Source organism: Microbacterium luticocti DSM 19459 (assembly GCF_000422405.1).
Taxonomy (GTDB): domain Bacteria; phylum Actinomycetota; class Actinomycetes; order Actinomycetales; family Microbacteriaceae; genus Microbacterium; species Microbacterium luticocti.
Window position 1 is genome coordinate 81,652 of sequence record NZ_KE383823.1, and the last position, 22,473, is coordinate 104,124.

Annotated in this window: 19 protein-coding genes; 6 read left to right on the forward strand and 13 right to left on the reverse strand. The window is 71.5% G+C overall.

Annotated elements, in window-relative coordinates; all coding sequences use genetic code 11:
• Positions 1 to 6 precede the first annotated feature (6 nt).
• The 4 genes from secA to H577_RS0113105 all read right to left on the reverse strand — a co-directional run bounded on the left by secA (position 7) and on the right by H577_RS0113105 (position 4,362).
• On the reverse strand, positions 7 to 2,835 hold the full coding sequence (gene secA, locus H577_RS0113090; RefSeq protein ID WP_029146326.1) for a preprotein translocase subunit SecA: 2,829 nt from the start codon (positions 2,833 to 2,835) through the stop codon (positions 7 to 9).
• Positions 2,836 to 3,010: 175 nt separating this feature from the next.
• The gene (locus tag H577_RS0113095) at positions 3,011 to 3,661 is read right to left on the reverse strand and encodes a hypothetical protein (protein WP_029146327.1); all 651 of its coding nucleotides are present in this window, start codon (positions 3,659 to 3,661) and stop codon (positions 3,011 to 3,013) included.
• A 33-nt stretch (positions 3,662 to 3,694) separates the two neighbouring features.
• Entirely contained in the window at positions 3,695 to 4,108 is a 414-nt protein-coding gene (locus tag H577_RS0113100) for a type II toxin-antitoxin system VapC family toxin (protein WP_029146328.1), read from the reverse strand.
• Positions 4,105 to 4,362, reverse strand: coding sequence for a type II toxin-antitoxin system Phd/YefM family antitoxin (locus H577_RS0113105; protein ID WP_029146329.1), 258 nt, complete (start codon positions 4,360 to 4,362; stop codon positions 4,105 to 4,107). The genes H577_RS0113100 and H577_RS0113105 overlap by 4 nt, the downstream gene beginning before the upstream one ends.
• 207 nt (positions 4,363 to 4,569) lie before the next feature.
• Between H577_RS0113105 and H577_RS0113110 the strand changes: the two genes are divergently transcribed.
• Positions 4,570 to 5,178 carry a PadR family transcriptional regulator gene (locus tag H577_RS0113110; RefSeq protein WP_029146330.1) on the forward strand — a complete coding sequence of 203 codons (609 nt, stop codon included), beginning with the start codon at positions 4,570 to 4,572 and terminating at the stop codon, positions 5,176 to 5,178.
• Positions 5,175 to 5,639, forward strand: a complete 465-nt coding sequence (locus H577_RS17465; protein WP_084516244.1) for an ATP-binding cassette domain-containing protein — start codon at positions 5,175 to 5,177, stop codon at positions 5,637 to 5,639. The genes H577_RS0113110 and H577_RS17465 overlap by 4 nt, the downstream gene beginning before the upstream one ends.
• A gap of 65 nt (positions 5,640 to 5,704) precedes the next feature.
• Here H577_RS17465 and H577_RS0113120 read toward each other — a convergent pair whose 3' ends face one another.
• The 4 genes from H577_RS0113120 to H577_RS0113135 all read right to left on the reverse strand — a co-directional run bounded on the left by H577_RS0113120 (position 5,705) and on the right by H577_RS0113135 (position 11,512).
• On the reverse strand, positions 5,705 to 6,703 hold the full coding sequence (locus H577_RS0113120) for an NAD-dependent epimerase/dehydratase family protein (RefSeq protein ID WP_029146331.1): 999 nt from the start codon (positions 6,701 to 6,703) through the stop codon (positions 5,705 to 5,707).
• Positions 6,704 to 6,924: 221 nt separating this feature from the next.
• Positions 6,925 to 9,600: a multicopper oxidase domain-containing protein gene (locus tag H577_RS0113125; protein WP_029146332.1), complete on the reverse strand. Its 2,676-nt coding sequence runs from the start codon at positions 9,598 to 9,600 to the stop codon at positions 6,925 to 6,927.
• Entirely contained in the window at positions 9,597 to 10,823 is a 1,227-nt protein-coding gene (locus H577_RS16555) for a hypothetical protein (RefSeq protein ID WP_211217937.1), read from the reverse strand. Before H577_RS16555 ends, H577_RS0113125 begins: the two co-directional genes overlap by 4 nt.
• The gene (locus H577_RS0113135) at positions 10,820 to 11,512 is read right to left on the reverse strand and encodes a helix-turn-helix transcriptional regulator (RefSeq protein ID WP_051192029.1); all 693 of its coding nucleotides are present in this window, start codon (positions 11,510 to 11,512) and stop codon (positions 10,820 to 10,822) included. Before H577_RS0113135 ends, H577_RS16555 begins: the two co-directional genes overlap by 4 nt.
• Before the next feature lie 86 nt (positions 11,513 to 11,598).
• Between H577_RS0113135 and H577_RS0113140 the strand changes: the two genes are divergently transcribed.
• Entirely contained in the window at positions 11,599 to 11,913 is a 315-nt protein-coding gene (locus H577_RS0113140; protein WP_029146334.1) for a DUF2249 domain-containing protein, read from the forward strand.
• 566 nt (positions 11,914 to 12,479) lie between these two features.
• Here the strand turns inward: H577_RS0113140 and hpf are convergent.
• The 5 genes from hpf to mtrA form a co-directional block, all read right to left on the reverse strand.
• Positions 12,480 to 13,145, reverse strand: coding sequence for a ribosome hibernation-promoting factor, HPF/YfiA family (gene hpf / locus H577_RS0113145; protein WP_029146335.1), 666 nt, complete (start codon positions 13,143 to 13,145; stop codon positions 12,480 to 12,482).
• A 536-nt stretch (positions 13,146 to 13,681) separates the two neighbouring features.
• Positions 13,682 to 14,431, reverse strand: coding sequence for a ComF family protein (locus H577_RS0113150; protein WP_245570405.1), 750 nt, complete (start codon positions 14,429 to 14,431; stop codon positions 13,682 to 13,684).
• Between the two features lie 136 nt (positions 14,432 to 14,567).
• Entirely contained in the window at positions 14,568 to 16,250 is a 1,683-nt protein-coding gene (locus H577_RS0113155; RefSeq protein ID WP_036285152.1) for an LpqB family beta-propeller domain-containing protein, read from the reverse strand.
• Positions 16,247 to 17,950 carry an MtrAB system histidine kinase MtrB gene (gene mtrB, locus H577_RS0113160; RefSeq protein ID WP_029146338.1) on the reverse strand — a complete coding sequence of 568 codons (1,704 nt, stop codon included), beginning with the start codon at positions 17,948 to 17,950 and terminating at the stop codon, positions 16,247 to 16,249. The genes H577_RS0113155 and mtrB overlap by 4 nt, the downstream gene beginning before the upstream one ends.
• Before the next feature lie 8 nt (positions 17,951 to 17,958).
• Positions 17,959 to 18,639 (reverse strand): MtrAB system response regulator MtrA, encoded by a 681-nt coding sequence (gene mtrA, locus H577_RS0113165; RefSeq protein WP_029146339.1) that lies wholly within the window; start codon positions 18,637 to 18,639, stop codon positions 17,959 to 17,961.
• Between the two features lie 178 nt (positions 18,640 to 18,817).
• Here mtrA and H577_RS16560 point away from each other — a divergent pair, with 178 nt between their 5' ends.
• Genes H577_RS16560 through H577_RS16565 form a run of 3 tightly spaced genes read left to right on the forward strand, consistent with a single transcriptional unit; the run spans position 18,818 to position 22,364 of the window.
• A complete protein-coding gene (locus H577_RS16560) occupies positions 18,818 to 20,494 on the forward strand; it encodes a glycerophosphoryl diester phosphodiesterase membrane domain-containing protein (protein WP_051192030.1) in 1,677 nt (558 codons plus the stop codon).
• Positions 20,491 to 21,147, forward strand: coding sequence for a DUF4129 domain-containing protein (locus H577_RS0113175; protein ID WP_029146340.1), 657 nt, complete (start codon positions 20,491 to 20,493; stop codon positions 21,145 to 21,147). Before H577_RS16560 ends, H577_RS0113175 begins: the two co-directional genes overlap by 4 nt.
• The gene (locus tag H577_RS16565; RefSeq protein WP_051192031.1) at positions 21,144 to 22,364 is read left to right on the forward strand and encodes a DUF4350 domain-containing protein; all 1,221 of its coding nucleotides are present in this window, start codon (positions 21,144 to 21,146) and stop codon (positions 22,362 to 22,364) included. The genes H577_RS0113175 and H577_RS16565 overlap by 4 nt, the downstream gene beginning before the upstream one ends.
• The last annotated feature ends 109 nt before the right edge of the window (positions 22,365 to 22,473 follow it).

Below are 22,473 nucleotides of genomic sequence, written 5' to 3' on the forward strand. Positions count from 1 at the left end.
GGCGCGCTACTTGTTCTTCTGCGCGGCGCGGCGCTGCGCGCGGTTCTGCGGCGCGGGCCCGGATGCCGGGCGCTGCGCCGCCTGCGTGGGCTGGCCGAACGCACCACGGGCGGCCGGCTCGGCAGGTGCCTGCTCGGCCGGGGCCGCGGCTGCCGCCGCGGCGGCGGCGGCCTCCTGCCGCATGCGGTTCGTGGCCGCCTGCTGCACCTGGCCGCGTTCGTTGCGCACCTCGACCTCGCCGGCGTCGTTGGCTGCCGAGTACTCCAGACGCGCCGTCTCGGGCGCCGGGGCCACCAGGCCCTTGGCCTCGACGTCCAGCTCGCCCTCGGCCTCGCGGCGCACCTCGACCTCGAGGTTGAACAGGTACCCGATCGACTCTTCTTTGATCTGGCCCATCATGGTCTGGAACATTTGGAAGCCCTCGCGCTGGTACTCCACCAGCGGGTCGCGCTGGGCCATGGCGCGCAGGCCGATGCCGTCCTTGAGGTAGTCCATCTCGTACAGGTGGTCGCGCCAGCGGCGGTCGAGCACCTGCAGCACGACGCGGCGTTCGAGCTCGCGCATCGCGGCCGAGCCCAGCGTCTCTTCGCGCTTGGCGTAGGCGATCTTGGCGTCCGAGAGCAGTTCGCGCTTGAGACCCTCGGGGGTGATCCGCCCCTTGGTGCCGGCCTCGGCGACCACCTCGTCGATCGTCACACCCACCGGGTAGAGCGTCTTCAGCTCGGTCCACAGTGCGTCGAAGTCCCAGCTCTCGGTGTGGCCGACCGAGGTGTGGTCGTCGATGATCGCGTTGATGGTGTCTTCGAGGAAGTGTGCCACCCGGTCGGCGATGTCGTCGCCTTCGAGCATGTGCCGGCGGTCGGCGTAGATCGCCTCGCGCTGGCGGTTGAGCACGTCGTCGTACTTGAGCACGTTCTTGCGGATCTCGGCGTTGCGCGCCTCGACCTGCGCCTGCGCGCTCTTGATCGCCCGCGAGACCATCTTGGATTCGATGGCCACGTCGTCGGGGAAGTTGGTGCGGGACAGGATGGCCTCGGCCGCGCCGGACTGGAACAGCCGCATCAGGTCGTCGGTCAGCGACAGATAGAACCGGCTCTCACCGGGGTCGCCCTGACGGCCCGACCGGCCGCGCAGCTGGTTGTCGATGCGCCGGGACTCGTGGCGCTCGGTGCCCAGCACATACAGTCCCCCGGTCTTGACGACCTCTTCGGCTTCAGCATCCACCTTCGCCTTCACCGCCTCGTAGACGGCGTCCCACTCGGCTTCGTACTCCTCGGGGGTCTCGACGGGGTCGAGTCCCTTGGCCTTCATCTCCTGCACGGCGAGGAATTCGGCGTTGCCACCGAGCATGATGTCGGTACCACGGCCGGCCATGTTGGTGGCGACGGTGACCGCGCCCTTTCGCCCGGCGCGGGCGACGATCTCGGCTTCGCGGGCGTTGTTCTTGGCGTTCAGCACCTCGTGCTTGATGCCCTTCTTGGCCAGCAGCCGCGAGAGGTATTCGCTCTTCTCGACGCTGACCGTGCCCACCAGCACCGGCTGCCCGGTCTCGTGGCGGGCGGCGATGTCCTCGACCACCTGGACGAACTTGGCCTGCTCGTTCTTGTAGACCAGGTCGGACTGGTCCTTGCGGATCATCGGCTTGTTCGTCGGGATCGGCACGACGCCGAGCTTGTACGTCGACATGAACTCGGCCGCCTCGGTCTCGGCGGTACCGGTCATGCCGGCCAGCTTGTCGTAGAGGCGGAAGTAGTTCTGCAGCGTGACGGTGGCGAGGGTCTGGTTCTCGGCCTTGACCGGCACGCCCTCTTTGGCCTCGATGGCCTGGTGGATGCCCTCGTTGTAGCGGCGTCCGACGAGGATGCGGCCGGTGTGCTCGTCGACGATCATGACCTCGTCGTTCATCACGACGTAGTCGGTGTCGCGCTTGAACAGGGCGACGGCCTTGATCGAGTTGTTCAGGAACGAGATGAGCGGGGTGTTGGCCGACTCGTAGAGGTTGTCGATGCCGAGGTAGTCCTCGACCTTCTCGATGCCGGGCTCGAGCACGCCGACGGTGCGCTTCTTCTCGTCGACCTCGTAGTCGACGCCGGGCTCGAGGGTCTTCGCGATCTTGGCGAACTCGGTGAACCAGCGGTTGGCCTCACCCGATGACGGGCCCGAGATGATCAGCGGGGTGCGGGCCTCGTCGATGAGGATCGAGTCGACCTCGTCGACGATGGCGTAGAAGTGGCCGCGCTGCACGAGGTCCTGCTTCTGCCAGGCCATGTTGTCGCGCAGGTAGTCGAAGCCGAACTCGTTGTTCGTGCCGTAGGTGATGTCGGCGTCGTACTGCTGGCGGCGGACGTCCGGCGTCTGGCCCGAGATGATCGTGCCGGTGGTCATGCCCAGGGCGCGGAAGACGCGGCCCATCAGCTCGGACTGGTACCCGGCGAGGTAGTCGTTGACGGTGACCACGTGCACGCCCTGGCCGGCGAGCGCGTTGAGGTAAGCGGGCAGGGTCGCGACGAGGGTCTTTCCTTCACCGGTCTTCATCTCGGCGATGTTGCCGAGATGCAGGGCCGCGCCGCCCATGAGCTGCACGTCGTACGGCCGCTGCCCCAGGGTGCGCTTGGCGGCCTCGCGCACCGCCGCGAACGCCTCGGGCATGAGCTTGTCGAGCGACTCGCCCTTCTCGTACCGCTCGCGGAAGTGCGCCGTCTCAGCCCGCAGGTCGTCGTCGGTGAGGGCCGCGTACTCGTCTTCGAGCGCGTTCACGGCCTTCACGACCTGCTGGAGCCGCCGCAGAAGGCGGCCCTCGCCGGCACGGAGCAGTTTCTCGAGGGGGTTTGCCACGGAGGATCTCCATCTTTCGGGTGGGCCCGTATCGGCGGGCACGGTGTCGTCGCACGCACAGGTCAGGCGCCTGCGCCCGGGCATACCCACCCATGTTATCCGGCCGTGACTTTGCGTGCGCTGGCAACCCGCACCGCGTGTGGTGCGCGCTCTGCGCGGTGGGGGGGGTACCGGGTCAGTCGGTCGGTGGCGGGTAGACGGCGACGGATGCCACCGGCCGCGGCTGTGTGCCGGCGATGATCGCGATCACCCCGAGCCCGACCACGCCGACCGTGCGGCACACCGTTCCCAGACCGGCGATCGCTGCCAGGCCGTTCGAGGTCTGCACGGTCAGCAGCGGCAGGTAGGGGATGATCCCGGGCACCGTGCACAGCACAAGGGCAACCGTCGGGACCCAGCGGAACCCCCGGGGAACGACGTCCGCACGCCACACCTGCACGACGGCGATCAGTGCCAGCGCGACCGGGACCAGCCCGAGCGCCGCAGAGGTGAGGATCGCGCCGAACAGGTCGCCGCCGGCCGCAGAGAACACCGGCAGCGCCGGCACGACGACGGTCGCCAGCACCGGCCAGATCGCGAGCGCGAACAGCGCGACCATGCCGGACACCCGCCGTCCGACGACGCTGTCGCGCCGGACGGCGAACAGCACGAAGGCCGCGCACCACAGAAGTTCGCCGAGGTATGTCGCGGCCGCCGACGCGCCGAGCACCATCGTCGTCTGCCACAGCAGGCCGGGCACCGCACTGCCTGCCAGGCAGATGCCGCCCCACACCCAGGTCGGGCGGGTCATCCGCACCGATCGCGGCGTCGAGCCCGAGGCATCCATGCCCCACACGTTATCGGAGCGCGATGTTCGGTGTCAGCCGCTCCACGGGTCGAAGACGCGCACCCCCAAGGGCGCGAAGTCTCTGACGTTGCGTGTGACGACGGTGAGGTTGTGGTGCAACGCCGTGGCCGCGATGAGGGCATCACGCTCGGGGCGCGGGTCGGGGATGTGCATCCGTGCGGCGATGCTCGCGACCGCGGCCTCCACCGGCAGCACACGGCCCCGAAAGTCCCGCCCGATCACCTGTTCCGCCCAACGGCGCAGCATCTGCCCCTGGGCGGGGTCGGAACGCTCTTTGCGCGCCACACCGAGTTCGATCTCGAACACCGTGATGACGCTCACGTAACTCGCGAGCGGTTCTTGCTCCTGCAGCCACCTGCGCACGCGAGCGTTCGGCCGACGCCTGGTCGCCTCACTGACGACATTGGTGTCGATGAGCCAGCTCATGATTCGTCGTCGAAGCCGGGAACCTTCGCCACAAGGTCCAGCCGAGCCGGCTCCCACTCGATGTCGACGTCGCCGTCGAAACGCAGAGCGTCATACAACGACCGCTGCGTGGGCCGCAGTCGCTGATACTCCTCGAAGGTCATGAGCACATAGGCCGGCTCGCCGCGGTCGGTGATGACCACGGGCTCGGTCTGCGCCGCACGCTTGGCGGCGCCGACGTCGTGATTGAACTGGCGTGAGGTGATGGATGCCACGGCCGAACCTCGCTCGATGTAACTACGTAACACCATACCTCCCTTCGCACGCGGACTGCGCGATGCACCAAAGCTAGCGACGCCCGCCGACACCGCGAGCGGGTTGTCCACAGCCCCCGACACGCCGTGCAGAGAGTCGCTCCCTCACGTTTCTCAGTATGTATATACTCGGCAATTACATACTCGGCATACATCGAGGAGACGCACATGTCGGTCAAGCAGAGCCTGCTGGCGATCCTGGACCAGGGTCCCTGCTACGGGTACCAGTTGCGGCACGAGTTCGACCGGCGCACCGGTTCGACGTGGCCGCTGAACGTCGGGCAGATCTATAACACCCTCGAGCGTCTCGAACGCGACGGGTTGGTTGCGCGCGGCGAGGTCGACGAGCAGGGCCACGTGTTCTTCGAGATCACGGATGCCGGCAGAGACGAGGTGCGCTCGTGGCTGCACTCCCCCGTCGAGCGCGGGCAGGGCACCCGTGACGAACTGGCGATCAAGCTCGCGCTGGCCGCGACGCTGCCGGGCGTGGATGTGGCCGAGGTCATCCAGACGCAGCGCAAGGCCTCGCTCGCACAGCTCCAGGAACTGAACCGAGCCAAGTACGCCGGCGCCGACCCTGAGGGCCCGGAGGAGCTGGCGTGGTCGCTCGTGGTCGACTCGATGATCTTCGCGGCGGAGGCCGAGGTGCGCTGGCTCGACCACACCGAGCAGCGGCTCGCGATGCGTCCGCACCACGCGATGGGGCTCGAGCTGTCGACCGAGCGGCCCAGGCGCGGTCGCCCGTCCGCGAGCGCGAAGGCGCAGGCGGTCCGATGAGCGAGCCGATCCTGCGTCTGGTGGGCGTCAGCCGACAGTACGGCGTCGGCGAGACATCCATCTCGGCGCTGTCGGGCATCGACCTCGAGGTCGCCCGCGGCGAGCTGGTCGCGATCATGGGCGCGTCGGGCTCGGGCAAATCGACGCTGCTGTCCATCGCGGGCGGGCTCGCGCATCCCACCGCCGGAGAGGTGGTCGTCGAAGGCCGTCACCTGTCCACGGCGTCGCCGCGCGAACTGGCGCTGCTGCGGCGGCGGTCGCTCGGGTTCGTGTTCCAGGACTTCAATCTCATCCCCGCCTGGGCCATCGCGCAGACCAGCTCGAACCTTTGGCTGTTCGCCGACACGCCCTGGGTGTGGCTGGCGGCGATCGCGGTGGGTCTGCCGGTCGCGATGGCCGCGGCATCCTGGATCGTGCCGCCGCGGGTCCCCGACCTGAGTCACCGCACCGTGATCGCGTAGCCGACTGCGGTGTGGACGAGCGCCTACGCCCTGGACGACACCGCACCGTGATCGCGTAGCCGACGCTACCGGCCGGGATGCCCGGCCAGCCACGCCACCGTGTCGCGCAGCGTGTTGTCCAGCGGCCGGGGCGCGTATCCGAGCTCGCGCGTCGCGCGCTCGTGTGAGAACTGCGCCGGGGCGCCCAGGGTGTGCAGCGAGTAGGCGGTGAACAGCGGCTTGGTGCGCCGCATCCGGTACCACAGCTCGGCCGCCGGCGCGATCGCCTTCGCCAGCCACATCGGCATCACCCGGGGTCGGCGCCGCCCCGACAGCTCGGCCGCGGTCCCGGCCACGTCGGCGATGTCGGCGAAATGCCCGGTCAACAGGTAGGTGCGTCCGTCGGCGCCGTGTGAGGCGGCCGCGACGATGCCGGATGCCACATCCCGCACGTCCACGAAGTCATAGCCGCCGGGCACCGCGATCGGCAGCCGCCCGGTCGAGGCATCCCGGATCAGCCGGGTCAGATGCGTCTCGCCGAAGTCCCACGGGCCGATCAGCCCCGACGGGTGCACGACGACCCGCGACACGTCGGTGGCGGCGAGCACCTCGCGGGTGGCCTCGGCCTTCGTCTTGGCATACTCGCCGACCACCCGGTCGGGGTCGAAGTCGGCGGCCCGGTCGAGTTCACGGATCACCGCCGGCGGGTCGGGTTCGGCGATCGCGTGCACGCTCGAGACGTACACCAGCCGCTGTGCCGCGACCGCCCGGCACGCATCCAGCACGGCACGGGTGCCGCCGACGTTCACCTGGCGCACGGCCTCCGACACGGTTCCGGCGATCGAGACGATCCCGGCGCAGTGCACCACCCGCACCGGGCCGTCGGCGGTGAAGGCGGCGACGACGGATGCCGGGTCTGTGACATCCATCGACACCTGCTCGCATTCGAGCCCCTGCAGGGCGAGCGGCACGTGGTCGCCGTGCACGCACGCGCGCACCCGCGCGCCCGCCGCGAGCAGCTGTCGCACCAGCACGTTGCCGAGGAACCCGGCCGCGCCGGTCACGATCCAGAGGGGCTCGTCCACCCGGCCATGATGGCACGCCGGCCACCGGGCCCCGCCGGTTTGGGGCGGATTCGTGCGCGCTGAGCCGCACAAACCCGCCCCGAACGACACAAATCCGCCCCAAACCCGGTCGTGGTGGGTCCGGGGGGCCGGGGCCGGGGTCGGCCGAGGTGGGCCCGGGCCGGGGATCGGTCGTGGTGGGTCCGGAGGGTCGGGGGCCGGGCCGCCGGCGCGTGCGCGGGCTACTTGCGGGTGACGGCGAACGTGCCGTGCGCACCGCGCTCGGCGTCGATCATCACATGCGACACGAACGGGTAATGGCCGGCCTCGGGGAAGGTCAGCTCGACGAATCCGCCCTGCGCCGGCAGCAGCGGCATCACCTGCGCGCCCGTGTCGGTCGCCCGGTCGATCAGGTACCGCCCCTCGGACCAGACGGTGTCGAACTGCGTGCCGATCACGTGGAAGCTCGAGGCCCGGTCCGGTCCCACGTCGAGCACCCAGATGCGCACCCGCTCCCCCACCTTCGCGGTCAACGGCGCGTAATCGTATTGATTCGCGTACCCGTTGAACACGACGAGGTCGGGCTGATCGGCCGCGATCTTGTCGCTGTCGACCGAGCCGCCGTCGTGTGCGCCCAGGTAGTACTCGGCCTGCACGAGCACGTACGAGGCGTCGACCACGGGCAGCCCCTCTTTGGGTTCGATGACCACGGCACCGTACATGCCGTTGGCGATATGCGAGGTCATCGGCATCGTCGAGCAGTGATACATCCAGATGCCCGACCGGTGTGCGGTGAACGTGTAGGTCAGGCTCTCGCCCGGTGCGATGGTGCGCATCGGCTCGTCGGGCGCCAACTCGCCGGCATGGAAGTCGATCGAGTGTCCCATCGTGCCGTCGTTGACCAGCGTCACCACGAACGTGTCGCCGACCCGCCCGTGCAGCACCGGACCGGGCGCCGTGCCGTTGTAGACCCACAGTGTCTGGGTCACCCCGGGCGCCACCTCGACCTTCTTGTCGGTGACGGTCATGGTGACCCGCCGGGTGACCGGACCCGCCGCGGGCTCAAGCGCCGGCAGCGCCGCCGGGTACGGCCGGAAGTCCGGCCCCGGTTTGCCGTTCATCAGGTCTATGCCGCCGGCGGAATGATCCATTCCCGGCATGTCGTCCATGCCGCCGGTGGCCGCCGGCGACGGGGTCGCCGCCGCGCCGGCCCCGGTGGCCACGATGGTCATGGTCATGCCCAACTGCCGGTGCCCGATGATCGAACACCACCCGTCAAGGTCGCCGGTGATCACGCCCACGTCGATGGTCTCGCTCTTGCCGGGCGCCAGCCGCGACCCGGCCACCCCGTTGGCGAACACCAGGTCGTGCACCATCGACGGGTCGGTGTTGGTCAGCTCGATCTTCAGCCGGGTGCCGGCCGGTACCTCGATGCGGTTCGGCGTGAACCGGTAGTCCGCCGCCTGAACCTTGACCACCTGGACCGGCGCGTTCGTGTCCACCACCTCGGGAACGCCCCAGCCCAGTGGCGCGGGGTCGACGATCGCGCACACCGCGACGGTGAGCACGACCGCCAGCATCCCGGCCACCGCCTGCCCGGCACGCCGCCCGGGTGGCTGCTCACCCTCGGGCGTGATCGGCCCACGCCCGTGCATGGCCAGCTTCGCGCCCTCGCGCTTGGCGCGCGCCTGCGCCCGCATGCCGGTGAGCATCATCACCAGGAAAGAGGCGACCGCGATGAAGTAGAGAAGGGATGCCGCAACCCGCATCAGGCTCGTCACCGGCAGTGCGCACACGAACAGAGCCGCGTTGGCCGTCGACACCCGCAGCGCGCCCAGCCGGTCGAAGGCCGCCGTGCCGATCCGCACCGGGGTGGGACCGCCGCCGACCACCACCGGGATCAGGTAGCTGAGCGCCCCGACCAGCACCTGCGCGGCGAACCCGGCCGCCAGGTACGGCACGATCTGGTCGACCGCCTGCTGCACGGCCTCGAATCCGGTGCCCGAGGTGAACGCGACCACGACCGCGACGATCATCCAGACCACGCACCCGACCCACCAGGCCACGGCCGCACCGATCGACATCGCCGCGAAGCTGCGCGGCGGCGCCTGCCGGGCGGCCCGCCACAGCGAGACACCGATGATCGCCAGGCCCACGACGTAGCCGGCGAGCCCGACCGCGAGCACCGGCAGCCACCCGCCGGCCGCGCCCGCGGCGGCCACGAGCACGGCGGCGGCCAGCACCGGCAGAGCCCGCGCCGCGCCGATCGCGGCGTGCTCGTCGGCCCGGGTGCGCAGGATCGTCGGCCACAGCGTCACCAGGGTGCCGGCGACGGTGAGCCCGATCCAGCCGAGCACGTTCAGCAGCGCGTGGGCGAGCACGAGGTTCGCGGCGCTGTTGTCGTGGGCGAGCCACGCCCCCAGCCCGGCCCCGATCGGCAGGATCGCGGCCGAGGTGATGTAGTAGCGGATGGTGCGCCCGAACCGGCCGGGCAGGCTGCGCCGCGACCGTGCGTACAGGCTGGCGCCGTGCCAGATCACCGCGACGATGAGCGAGGCTGCGCCCACGAGGGTGATCGGCCACACCGTCGTGAGCACCCCGGCGACCACGACGGCCGCGCCCCCGTTGGCCAGCAGCAGCCGCACCGACTGCCGCCGCCGCTCGGCGACGGTGGGGGCGGTGCGCAGCAGCGCGTACGAGAAGTACTGGCTCCACACCAGGATCGCGTGCGTGACCGCGCCCAGCAGCAGCAGGTGGATCATCAGCCAGCGGGGTTCGGGCAGCCACCGGTGCGCGATGACCGCGGCGACCACCAGCAGCATCCACACCAGCGTCGGAATGTCGCGCAGCGCCCAGAATCCGCGGTTGGGCGCCTTGTCGCCGGGGCGGGACGACGGGGCGGGCGACGGAGCGCTCATGCCTCTCCTTCGGGAGTGTCCGGCCTGCGACCGGGGGCGGGGCGCGGCATCGTCGGCACGCGGGTTGCGACGGGGCGGGATGCCGCAGCCTGCCCGGCGGTGGCATCCGAGGTCTTCTCATTCTTGCGGACGGGCCCGGCGATCGCGCTGCCCAGGGCCGTGAGAACGAACAGCAGCAAGGCGATGACCCCCAGCACCCCGCCGATCTGCCAGCCGGCCGGCACAGCCAGCCCGTCGCCGACCCACAGTCGCACCACGAGGCTCAGCTGCAGAAGTGCCGCCGGCACCCAGAACGCCGGCCGGTACGGCAGGGTGATGTGCAGCACGGCGGGCAGGATGGTGGTGGCGTGCGCCATGATCATCGAGATGGTGTAGCCGAGGAACACCGCATGCACGACGGTGTCGTACACCGGCTGCGCGTCGGGCGCGCCGAACAGGAGCGCGGCGGCGGCCACGCCCAGCCACACGTACCCGGCGAGGATGCACGCGGCCATGTACCGGGTGGCGCCGGTGGCCTTGATCGTGTGGCGGGCGACATCGTGGCCGATGAGCCAGGCCACCAGGGCGAGCAGGGCGACGCCGAGGGCGATGGCCCCGGCATCCGGCGCCACCAGCCCGATCGTCAGTGCGGCCGTCACCGTCCAGGCGTGCACCAGCAGGCGGGGCCCGGCGTTCGGGCCCATGGTGATGCGGGCCAGTTCGACGCGCTCGGCGGCGATGGTGAGCACGACGAACCCGATCAGCCACGGCAGCACGCGGTCCATGCCGGCGCCGGCCAGCCACAGCAGTGACCCGGTCAGGGCGAGCCCGGCGCCGAGCAGTTGGGTCAGCAGCGCGGCGTCGTACTGGCGGCGCCACAGCGGCACGTACAGCGCGACGAATGCGGCGGCCCCGGCCGCGAGCACCGCTTTGGCGACGACCAGCGGCACGGCGTCGGCCAGCAGTGCGATGCCGCCCAGGCCGAGCAGCGCGGGGGCGACGAACCCGTACCAGCGGGCCAGTGCGGTGGCACGTTCCAGCGCGATCAGGGTGCCGACGAAGCCGAGCACCATCAGCATGCCATGCACGTCGGGCAGCCGCGCGGCCGAGACCGGGGCCGGCACACCCAGCAGCAGCAGGGCGGCGTCGAGCCCGGCCAGCAACGACAGGCCGGCGGGCAGGATCCAGATCAGGCGCCAACTCGGGCCGCGGCGGCGTGAGCCGGTGGTGGTGCGGGCGCTCACTGCGCCGCCTGCAGGTGCAGGGTGCACTCGCCGGGGGCGCTGAACGGGATGAGCCGGCTGCGGGCCGACGATCCGCGGGCCTGCAGGATGCCGTCGATCATGCCCTGATGTACGGCGCAGACGATGTCGGGATACCGGGTGGCGGCCTCGATCAGCGGGCAACGCCGCAGCACCACGGTCTGCCCGGTGTCGGTGGGGGCGAAGCCCTGTTCGCGCATCACGTCGACGACGACCTCGCGGGGGGCCGCGAGCCGGTCGGCGGCGTGGGTCGCGGCGATCTGCGCCCCCCAGGCGCGGCCGGCGTCACGCGCCTGGGCGACCGGATCGGTGCTGGTGCGGGCGAGGGTGGCGGCCAGGGCCGCGGCCAGGCCGATGTACGGGTTGGCCGGTTCCGGCGTGACCGCCGTCCACAGCCAGGCGGGCCGGCCGCGGCCGGTGGAGTTCTCGCGCTCGCGGCGCACGTATCCGTCGGCGTAGAGCTGTTCGAGATGACCGCGCACGGTGTTCTCGTGCAGGCCGGATGCCGCCGTCAGCGCGGCCGTCGAGACCGCGGATCCCTGCGCCTCGACCATGCGCAACAGCATCTCGCGGGTCGGCGAGTGCCGGCGGCCGCTGGCGGCCACCCGCCGGGCGTCGGTGCGCCGGGGATCCGGCGCCGCGCCGCGGGTCGGGCCTTCGCGATTTTCCACGGGATCCAGTGTAATAAACTCGGAGCGGGCATACGAGCATCCCTCACCGGATCTTTCAGACCCCTTCTCAGACAGGAGCTGCCGCCATGGCGAACATCGAGATCCATCACTCGCGCGACGAGGCCGTCGATCAGAACCCGACCGCGGGCTGCACCTGCGGCGAAGTCGACGAAGACCTGCCCGAGATGGACGTGCAGACCATCCCCCACGCCATCCGGCACGCGGCGATCTTCGGTGCGATCGACGCGCTGCGGCCCGGCGCGGCGCTGATCATCTCGGCCACGCACAACCCGATCCCGCTGCTGAGCCAGCTCGAAGCGCGCTACGGCGACGCGTTCCACACCGCGTACCTCGACAACGGGCCGGAGCGCTGGCGCATCCTGATCCGTCGCACCGCCTGAGGCGCGACGCCGCCGGGCGCGGCATGTGACTCTCGGACTCGCCGGGTGTGTCCCGCAAGCCGCATATTGTGGGACACATCCGGCGGCCATGTCCCAGAAGATGCGGGTTCCGGCCCCGGGGACCTCGCAGGTTCTGAGCCACGGTCTGAGGCCATGTCCCAGAAAGTGCGGGTTCCGGCCTTGATAGGTCGCAGGTTCTGAGACACATCTGAGGCCACGAAGCGAGACACGCCTGAGACCCACCGAACGGCGCGGGCGCCCGGTCCCCCCTCTGGGCGTCCGCGCGCATGTGTTCCAGACCGGTCGCGGCGCACCGCAGCACGGTTCACTGCGACCGCAGCACGGCTCACTGCGACCGCCTGCACCAGACGGCTCGCTGCAAGCGCGTACACCAGCTCGCTGCGACGCCTACACCAGAAGGCTCCCTGCGGCCGCCTGCACCAGAAGGGGTGACATCCGCAGACACCAGAAGGCGCGACATCCGCATTACACGCCGACATCCGCAGACACCAGAAGGGGCGACATCCGCAGATGCCGCCCCTTGTGAGGGGATGTCGCAGCCCGGGCTACGAGACCAGCTCGGCGCTCGGCGGTGCCTGGGTCGTCAGCGAGATGACACCGTAGTCCCAGCCCTTGCGGCGGTACACCACCGACGGGTGGTCGGTGCTCGCGTCGATGAACAGGAAGAAGTCGTGCCCGACCAGTTCCATGCGGTCGACGGCGTCTTCGACGGTCATCCACTCGGGCTCGAACCGCTTCGTGCGGATGACCACGGGGGTGTACGCCTCGTCGTCGCCGTCGGACGGGAGCACGGGGATCTCGCCGGTGGCCACCGCGCGCAGCACGTCGGCCGACGCCGGCTGCAGGTCGACACCGCGCAGCGCGCCGGTGCCCTTGTCGAGCTTGGCGCCGCGCGGGTGGCGGCGCGCGTCGACGCGCTTCTCCTTGGCCCGCCGCACCTGCTCGGTCAGCTTGTCGACGGCCAGGTCGAGGGCGGTGAACTTGTCACCGTCGACCGCCTCGGCCCGCACGATCGGCAGGCCCTTGCCCGTCAGGGTCAGTTCGACGGTCGAGTCCTCCATGCGCCCGTTGTGGTACGCCCGGTGGGTCACCTTGACGTCGAGGCTCTGGGCTCGCGGGGCGAGACCGGCGATACGGGCCGCCTTCTCGTCGACGACGCTGCGGAATCGATCGGAGACGCTGACACCCACGCCGACGATGCTGGTTTCCATCCCTGACCTCCTTGTTCCGGTCCCCCCGGCCAAGGGGTGGACCTCGGCTTACTTGTCCCCCACCGTAGTCGGCACACCCCCGGCTGTCACCCTCCATCGGCCGGTGATTTCCCGCCCGTGCGCACACAAGCCCCCGTGTGTTCACCCAGGGCCCACTGAAAGGGCGACGGATGCCACGTGCCGCGCGGTCGGCGCGACCAGAGGACCGCCGTAGCCGAGCCCGGGCAGGCCGGTCCCGGGCTCCGACCCGATCGCGGATACGGCACGGGAGCGTGGTCGAGCACGGCACGGGAGCGTGGTCGAGCACGGCACGGGAGCGTGGTCGAGCACTCCGCACCGGTCATCCGAACTGCGATCGGCGCGCGCCCCGACCCAGCGGCCGAACGGTCGCCGGATCCGCGGCGACGACACTGCGCGCAGCGACGGGCTGCGGCACGGCAGCGTGGTCGAGCACGGCACGAGAGCGTGGTCCGCACGGGTGCCATGCCGTGCCGGTCGGAGGTGAGTACGTCCCTCACCGCGCACGTGCATGTTCCTCACCGCGCCGGAAAGCGGCGCGGTGTCGCCGCCACGGTCGCCGCGCCGACCACCTCGACGCCGGCGGCGCGCAGGGCCCGGGCAGCCTCGCGCAGGGTCGCGCCGGTCGTGGTGACGTCATCGACGATGATGACCGGTCGCCCCCGGATCGCGGCCGTACCGACGGCCGCCATGCTGTGCGCGACGTTGGCCACACGCTCGTCGCGAGCGAGCGCGCGCTGGTCGGCCACCGCACGCACCGAGCGCAGTGCCCGCACCGGGCTCAGCCCGGCACGCCGGGCGAGGAGTTCGGCGACCCGATAGCCGCGGCGCCGCATCGCCGCCCGCGTGGTGGGCACCGGAACCGCCACGACCCTCTCCGAGAGCGAGGCCCGGGCAACGCCACCGCGCCACCCGTCCGCATCCCCACTCCGCCACCCAGCCGCGGCATCCGCGCCCTGCCAGCGGGAGGCTGCGGATGCCAAGGCCGGCGCGAGCGCGCGGGAAAGGCCCGTCCGCCCCTCCTGTTTGATCGCACGCAACACCCGCGCGCACACCCCGTCGAACACCAGGCCGCTGCGAACCTCGAGTCCGTCGAACGTCCGGGTGGTCACGGCAGGCTGCAGCATCCCGCGACACGTCTCGCACAGCGACACGTCGAGCGCCCCGCATCCGGCGCAGGCCACGGGGAACACCAACGCGAGCGCCTCAGCGAGCGCCGCACGCACCGGCGCGGGCAGCATCGCGGTGGCTTCGGCGACGACATCCATGCTCCGATCCTGCCCGGGTGGCACCGCCCCCGGGCACCGCGGAGCCGGATCGGTGGACAAGCCGGCGGCATGCCCGCATGGGGAGAGAACGGCGCCCGCCCGGGGGCCACGGGAGCGACCCCGCCGCGCGGCGTCCTCAGCCCTGGGGCATGCCCTGCACGGTGCCGAGCACGAGGATGCCGTCCCCGGCCTGCTCCCAGTTCGAGCCGCGCTGCGAGTACAGCGTGCCGTCGCCACCGCGCAGCCGCACCGTCGTGCCCGACGAACCGGCGATGGTGGTGACCTTGTCGGGCGCCGACGTCGACGTGCTCGGGCCCCCGACCAGCTGCCGGATCTCGACCGTGGCGCCACCGGATGTCGCGAGCACACCGAGCGCGCTGTCGTCGAGCCACGTCACATCGATGCCGCGCCCGGGCAGCGGCGCCAGCGACACCGCCTCGCCGAGCGACTTCGGCACCCCGTCGGCATCGCGCACGATGCCGAACACGACCACCTGCGGCTGCCCGCCGACGGTGAGGATCGCCGCCAGCCGGGTGCCGTCGCGCGAGACCGCGATGGCGGTGACGTGTGACGCGTTCGCGAACGCTCCGCCGGCGACGCTGACCGGGTGCCCCTCGGGGTTGTACGCGCGCAGCCCGTCGGGCGCGTCGGCGGGCACCGACCACACGAAACCGCGGCTGTCGATGGCCGGGTCCACCAGGTCGGCGCGGCCGTCGAGCGACAGGATCGCCCCCTTCGCGGGCACCCGCGCCACCGCACCGGAACTGGTACGCACCGCCGCCGCGGAATAGTCCGCGGCCAGGTCGACGGCCACCGGCTCGATGCGGCGCATGGCTTCGGTGATGCCGCCGATCGGTTCGATCGTGCCGTCCGACGACAAGAACCCGAAGCCCTTGTCAGTGCCGGCGAGGGCCCGCGCCTCGATACGGGTGGATGCCACGGCCGCCGTCTCGGCGTTCAACCCGGCGCCGCCGTACGACATCGACACGCCCGTGACGCCGGCGTTCGACAGGCTCCGGGCCAGCTGAGCCTGCATGCGCCCGAGCGTCGCCGACTCCACCGACAGCACCGGCCCCGACAGCTCCACCTGGGCGACGCCCCCGGTCACCGGCACCGACGGCGTGTCGAGCGAGAGGTTGTCGGGGAACGCCGAGGTGACGCTCTCGGCCAGCCACGGGCTCGGCTTGCCGTCGACCAGTTGCTGGGTGATGCGGGTGGCGGCGTTGTTGGCGGGGAACCACCGCACGTCGGGAACCAGATACCGCCAGCCGGGGCTGAAGTACATCAGCGGGTACTGGTGGAACACGCTGGTGAACTGGTCGGCGCCGATCACGATGCCGTCGGGCGCCTTGGTGATGCGCCACTGGCCGTCGACCTTGTCGAGCGCGAACTGCAACGGTGTGCGCCCGCCCTCGGTCGGCTTGTACGCTCCGGTGCCGTCGACGCTGGCACGCTGGGTGACGGTGAGGGTGACCTTGTCGTCGCCGTCGGCGACGTACTCGCGGGCGGCGCGGTCGTCGATCGTGGTGTTCGCGATCGGGTTCCAGGTGCTGCGGAACGTCGGCGCCAGATACAGCTGGGCGACCGCCCAGTTGCCCTCGGGCCCGATGCCGGCGTCGATGAACCCCTGCACGATCTGTTCCGGCGAGGCGCCGTCCTGCGGCTTCTGGGCGATGAACGAGAAGTCCGGCGGTGCGGCCGCTCCCGGGGGCAGCCCGGCGAACACGGGTCCGGATGCCGGCAGTCCCGCGCAGCCGGCCAGCACGACCGCGAGGGCGGCCATGGTGACCGCGGCCGCCGCGCGCAGCATCCGTCTCATGCCGCACCTCCGTTCCGGTCGCCGGCGTCGACCTCGTGCAGCACGATCGGCTGCGTCAGGCCCAGGTCGTCGAGCGAGGCGGTGTCGTCGCCCGGGTCGGCGGGGATCGGCGAGGCGCCGTCCAGCGGCTGCCCGGTGCGCGGCAGGGTGAGCACGAAGTTCGTGCCGCGTCCCGGCTGCGACCACACCGTGAGCGTGCCCTGGTGCAAGGTGGCGTCGCCCAGCGCGATCGACAGCCCGAGCCCGGTGCCGCCGATCGTGCGCTTGCGCGACGGGTCGGCGCGCCAGAACCGGTCGAACACGCGCTCGGCGTCGGCCTCGGTCATGCCCATGCCGTAGTCACGCACCCCCAACGCCACCGCCTGCTGGTCGCTGTCGACGGTGACGACGATCGGCTTGCCCTCGCCGTGTTCGATCGCGTTGCCGAGCAGGTTGCGCACGATGCGGCGGATGCGGCGCGGGTCCATGTCCACCGGCGAGTACCCGCCGGGAGCGACCAGGCGCACGTCGGTGCCGTGCTGATCGGCCAGCTGCTGCATCGACGCGATGACGTCCTCGGCCAGATGGGCCAGGCTCGTCGGCTCGAGCTCGAGCTGCACCGACCCGGCGTCGTACCGGCTGATCTCGAGCAGATCGCCCAGCAGCACCTCGAAACGCTGCACCTGGGCGTGCAGCAGCTCGGCGGCCCGCGCGGTCGCCGGGTCGAACTCGTCGCGGTGGTCGTTGATCATGTCGGCGGCCAGTCGGATGGTGGTAAGCGGCGTGCGCAGCTCGTGCGAGACGTCCGACACGAACCGCTGCTGCACGCTCGACAGCTCGGCGAGCTGGTTGATCTGCGACTGGATGCTGTCGGCCATCGCGTTGAACGACCGGGCCAGGGTGGCCAGTTCGTCCTCGCCGTGCACGGCCAGCCGCACCCCCAGGTCGCCGGCGGCGAGCTGGGCGCTGGTGTCGGCGGCCTGCCGGATCGGGGTGGTCACCGCCCGCAACGTGAACCATGAGATCGCACCGATCAGCACGACCAGCACACTGCCGACGATCCACAGCGTCGCCTGCACGAACCCGAGCGTGCCGACCGCGTCGTCGAGGTCGTACGCCAGGTACAGCTCGTACGGGCCGATGTCGGGCACGTTGATCTGCTGGCCGACGACGATGCCCGGCCGCGGTGACCCGTCGGCCGAAGGCAGTGAGATCGACTGCCCCCACTGCGTCTGCGACTGCCCCTGCTCACGCACGTGCTTGCGCAGTTCGGGCGAGATCATCTCTTCGGTGAGTCCGCCCGACTTGAACCCGGGCGGGGCCAGCTGCGAGGGCGTCTTGTCGATGCGGATCGCGATGGTCATGTCGGTGGCCGCCTGTTGCGACAGGGATGCCTGCACGTTGCGCAGCAGGTTCTGCACCTGCACCGGGTCGTCTTGGATGACGGCGTCGTTCAGCGTGATCTGGGCGGTGTCGACGGCGCGGCGGGAGTCGGTCAGCGCCTGCGTCTTGCGCGACTCGAACAGGTCGTTCTGGATCGCCAACGCCATCCACACGCAGGCGATGATGACCGCCAGTGCCGTCAGCGCCAGTGTGATCGCGACCGTGCGGAACCGCAGCGACCGGCGCCACAGCATCCCGAGGTCTTCTGCCCGCGCCCGCCACGTCGCAGGGTCCCGCCAGCTCCGCGTGCGAACGGTGCCCGATGCCGGCGCGGACATGACGGACCTTACGACACGGCGCCGGCGCGGTAGCCCACGCCGCGCACGGTGGTGACGATCTTGGGGTTGTCGGGGTCGAGCTCGACCTTGGCGCGCAGCCGCTGCACGTGCACGTTGACCAGGCGGGTGTCGGCCTTGTAGTGGTAGCCCCACACCTGCTCGAGCAGCATCTCGCGCGAGAACACCTGCTGCGGCTTCGAGGCGAGCGCGACCAGCAGCTCGAACTCCAACGGCGTCAGGGCGATCGTGGCGTCGCCGCGGCGCACCTCGTGCGCGGCGACATCCACCTCGAGGTCGCCGATGCGCAACACCTCGACCGCATCCTGCGTACCCGGGCGCAGCCGGGTGCGGATGCGGGCGACCAGCTCTTTGGGGTTGAACGGCTTGACGATGTAGTCGTCGGCGCCCGACTCGAGCCCCTTGACCACGTCGGCGGTGTCGCTGCGGGCGGTGAGCATGATGATGGGCACGCCCGACTCGGAACGGATGCGGGTGCAGATCTCGATGCCGTCCATGCCCGGCAGCATCAGATCGAGCAGGATCAGGTCGGGACGGTGCGTGCGCCACACCTCCACCGCGGTGCCGCCGTCGGCGCAGAAGACGGTCTCGAACCCCTCCGTGCGCAGCACGATGCCGATCATCTCCGCGAGTGCGGTGTCGTCGTCGACCACCAGGATCCGTGAAGTCATATGACGCGTTCGTCTTTCGTCCGGCGCGGCGCAGGCCGCAGCACGCTCGTCGGCGCCGTCCCCAGGCGCTGTGGACAGCGTAGCCGAGCAAGCCGGGACAAGGGCGGGAGCGCCGCGGCGCTGGCGCGGCGGTGTGACACGATAGGGAACGGACCCGACCCGTGGACGAGGAGGCCCCGTGACCGCGACCCCGACCTGGACGCCGGCATCGCGCCCGGGGATCATCCCCCTGCATCCGCTCGGGTTCGGCACCGTGCTCGGGCGCTCGTTCGCGGCGCTGCGGCGCAATCCCCGGGTGCTGCTGGGGTTCGCCCTGGTGGTGCAGATCGCCGCGTTCCTCGTGCTGATCGGGGCGATCGGCGCGATCTCGTTCTGGGCGTTCTCACGACTGGACAACGTGCCACTCGATTCGCCCGACCGCGACGCGATCTCCGCCGGCTCGGTCGCCATCACGATCGTCGCCGGACTCGTGCTCGGTCTGGCGGCTTCGGCCCTCGGCGTGATCGTGCAGGGTGTCGTCGTCGCCGATGTCGCCCGCGGCGCCCTGGCCGAGAAGCTGCGGCTGCGCGAGATCTGGCAGCAGGTGCGACCGGTGGCGTGGCGCCTGATCGGCTACTCGCTGCTGCTGAGCGCCGCGATGGTGCTGGTGGTCGCGGTGATCGGCGGTCTGGTGCTGGGCCTGGCGACGGTGGCGGTGCCGCTGGCGATCGCGCTGACCGTGCTCGCCGTGCTCGGCGGGATCGTCGCGGGGTTCTGGATCTCGACCAAGCTGGCGCTGGTGGCACCGACCATCATCCTCGAGAAGGCGACGATCCGCGAGGGCATCGTGCGGTCATGGCGGCTGACCCGCGGCCGGTTCTGGCCGATCTTCGGCATCGTCGTCGTGATCCAGCTGATCTTCGGCACGATCGCGCAGGTGATCAGCTTCCCGTTCTCACTGTTCGGCGGCATCCTCTCGGCGTTCATCGCCCCCACCGGCGCCCCTGACACCTCCGCCATCATCAGCATGCTCGTCACGGTCGGCGCCGCCGAGGTCATGGTGCTGCTCATCCAGTCCATCGCGACCGTGGTGCAGTCCACGGCGTACTCGATCCTCTACATCGACTGCCGCATGCGGCACGAGGGCCTCGACCTCGACCTGCTCGCCTACGTCGAACGCCGCGACGCCGGGGCGCACGACCTGCCCGACCCGTACACGCAGCACATCGGGCGTGCCTTCGCCCGTCCGGTGGCAGCCCCCGGGTACCCGTCGGTGCCGGGTCAGCCATACCCGCCGGGAGCGTACCCGCAGGCGCCGGGGTACCCCCCGCAGTACGGGGCGCGGATGCCACAGCCGTACCCGTCCGCGCAGCCTCCGGCGCCATACGGCCAGGCACCGCAAGCCCCGTACGGTCAGGCTCCGCAGGCGCCATACGGTCAAGCCCCGCAGGCGCCGTACGGCCAAGCCCCGCAGGCTCCGTACGGACAGGCCGCGCAGGCGCCGTACGGACAAGCTCCCTACGGTCAGGCACCACAGGCTCTGTACGGTCAAGCGCCGCAGGCACCGTCTGGCCAGGCGTCGCAGGCACCGTACGCTCAGGCCGCACAGCCCCAGCCGCCCTCCGCGGGGCCGCAGCAGCCCACGCAGGCGGCGTATGGCCACGCTTCACAAGCCCCATCGGGCCAAGCGCCGTACGGTCAGGCCCCGCAGGCGCCATACGGTCAGGCCCCGGCGCAGCCCCCGCATGGCCAGATGCCGATGCCCCCGGCGGCGCCGCAGCAGCCGACGCAGCCCGGGCCGGGGCATCCACCCGCCCCCTCGCCGACCCAGTGGACCGCCCCGACCGCTCGCGGTGACGAGCAGGAGGCGCCGTGATCCGACCCCTGTCGGACGAGGTGCCGCCGCTGACCCCGGACGGCGACCAGGCTCGGCGGTGGGCCGAACATGAACTGAGCGACCCGGCGTACGCGGCCGCGCATCCGACCGCGATCGACCGGATCGCCCAGGCGGTGCAGCAGTTCTTCACACAGCTGTTCAACGGCAGCCCGGATGCCGCGTGGGGCGCCTGGTTGGCGGTGCTGGTCGCTGTCGCGCTGATCGTGCTGATCGTGCTCGCCCTGGTGTTCTCGGGGCGGCGGCGCTTGTCGCGCCGGGGAGCGCCGACGGCGACCGACCTGTTCGGTGACACCGAGACGCGCACCGCCGCGCAGTTGCGCCGGGCCGCGGCATCCGCCCTCGCCCGCGGCGAGGTCGCCGAGGCCGTCGTGCTGCGCTTCCGCGCCCTGGCACGGGGACTGGTCGAGCGGGGTGCGGTCGAGCTGGTACCCGGTGCCACCGTGCACGCGTTCGCGCGCACCGCCGGCCGGGTGCTGCCCGCACACGCCGATGCGCTCGATGCCGCCGCCGCCGCGTTCGACGACGTGCGCTACCTGCGGCGTCCGGGCAGCGCCGAGCTGTATGCCCGGGTCGCCGAGGTCGACGACGCGGTGCAGCGCACCCCCGTGGGGCAACCGGAGCCGGTGCGATGACGGTGCTCGCCTCGACCGCCACCGTCTCCGAGCGGCGTCGGCGCTCGGCCGCATGGGTGGTGATCGCGCTCGTGCTGGTGGCCGGTGGCATCGCCGGGGCCGTGCTGTCGAGCCTCGGGCAGTGGGCCCAGCACGACCTGCTCGACCCCGAGTCGACCGGGCCCGACGGCGCCCGCGCCCTCGCGCACGTGCTGTCGGACCACGGCGTGCACGTGCAGACCGTGCGCAGCCGCGGCGCGCTCGAAGACGCCCTGCGTGCGGCCGGTCAGTCCGCAGCCACGCCCGCCGCCGCCACCGTGGTGCTGCCCGACTCGCCCTCGCTGTCGGACGCCCACTTCGAGCAGCTGGCCGAGGCCGCCGCCGACGTGGTGGTGATCCGGCCGCAGGCCCGGTCGGTGCGGGTGCTCTTCGACACCGACCCCGCCGGCTACGGCGCCGACGCACCGGTCGATCCCGGCTGTGCGGCCTCAGCCGCCCGCCGCGCCGGCCCGATCCTGCCGGGCACGCTGTGGGAGCGGCCCGACGACCCGAACGTCGCCGCATGCTACCCGGTGGGTCCCGACGCCGCGCTGCTGCAGCGCACCACCGCGGGCCGAACCGTCACCGTCGTCGACGGCCAGGCCCTGTTCACCAACGCCGTGCTCGCCGAGAACGGCAACGCCGCACTGGGCGTGAACCTGCTCGGAGCGCACCGCGACCTGATCTGGTACGTGCCGTCGGCCGGCGACGCCGACCCGGGCACCACCCCACCCACGCTCGGCGAACTCACGCCGCCGTGGGTGTCGCCGGTGATCGTGCTGCTGCTGGTCGCCGGTGTCGCAGCCGGCGTGTGGCGCGGGCGCCGGTTCGGTCCGCTCGTGGCAGAGAACCTGCCGGTCACCGTGCGCACCGCCGAGACCACCGACGGCCGCGCCCGCCTCTACGCCCGATCGGGCGACGTCGGCCACGTGGCCGACCGGCTGCGAATCGGCGCCCTCACCCGGCTCTCGCGGCTGCTCGGCCTCGGACCGGCCGCCGCGGCCGACGCGGTCAGCGACGGCGTCGCCGACCTGCTCGGGATGCCACGGGCCCAGGTGCGCGGCATCCTCATCGACACCGTCCCCACGGACGACCGCGAGCTGCTGGCGCTGAGCGACCGGCTGCGCGATCTCGAACACGCGGTGCACACCGCGCTGCGTCCGCACGATTCCACCGACACCGGGAGGAACCCCGCATGACCGACCCCACCCCGACCGACCCCACACGCCGCGGCATCGCACCCGACCCTGCCGCGGGCACCGCCGCGGGCCGGACGCGCAGCACCGAGGCATCCGGCGCCCCGACCGA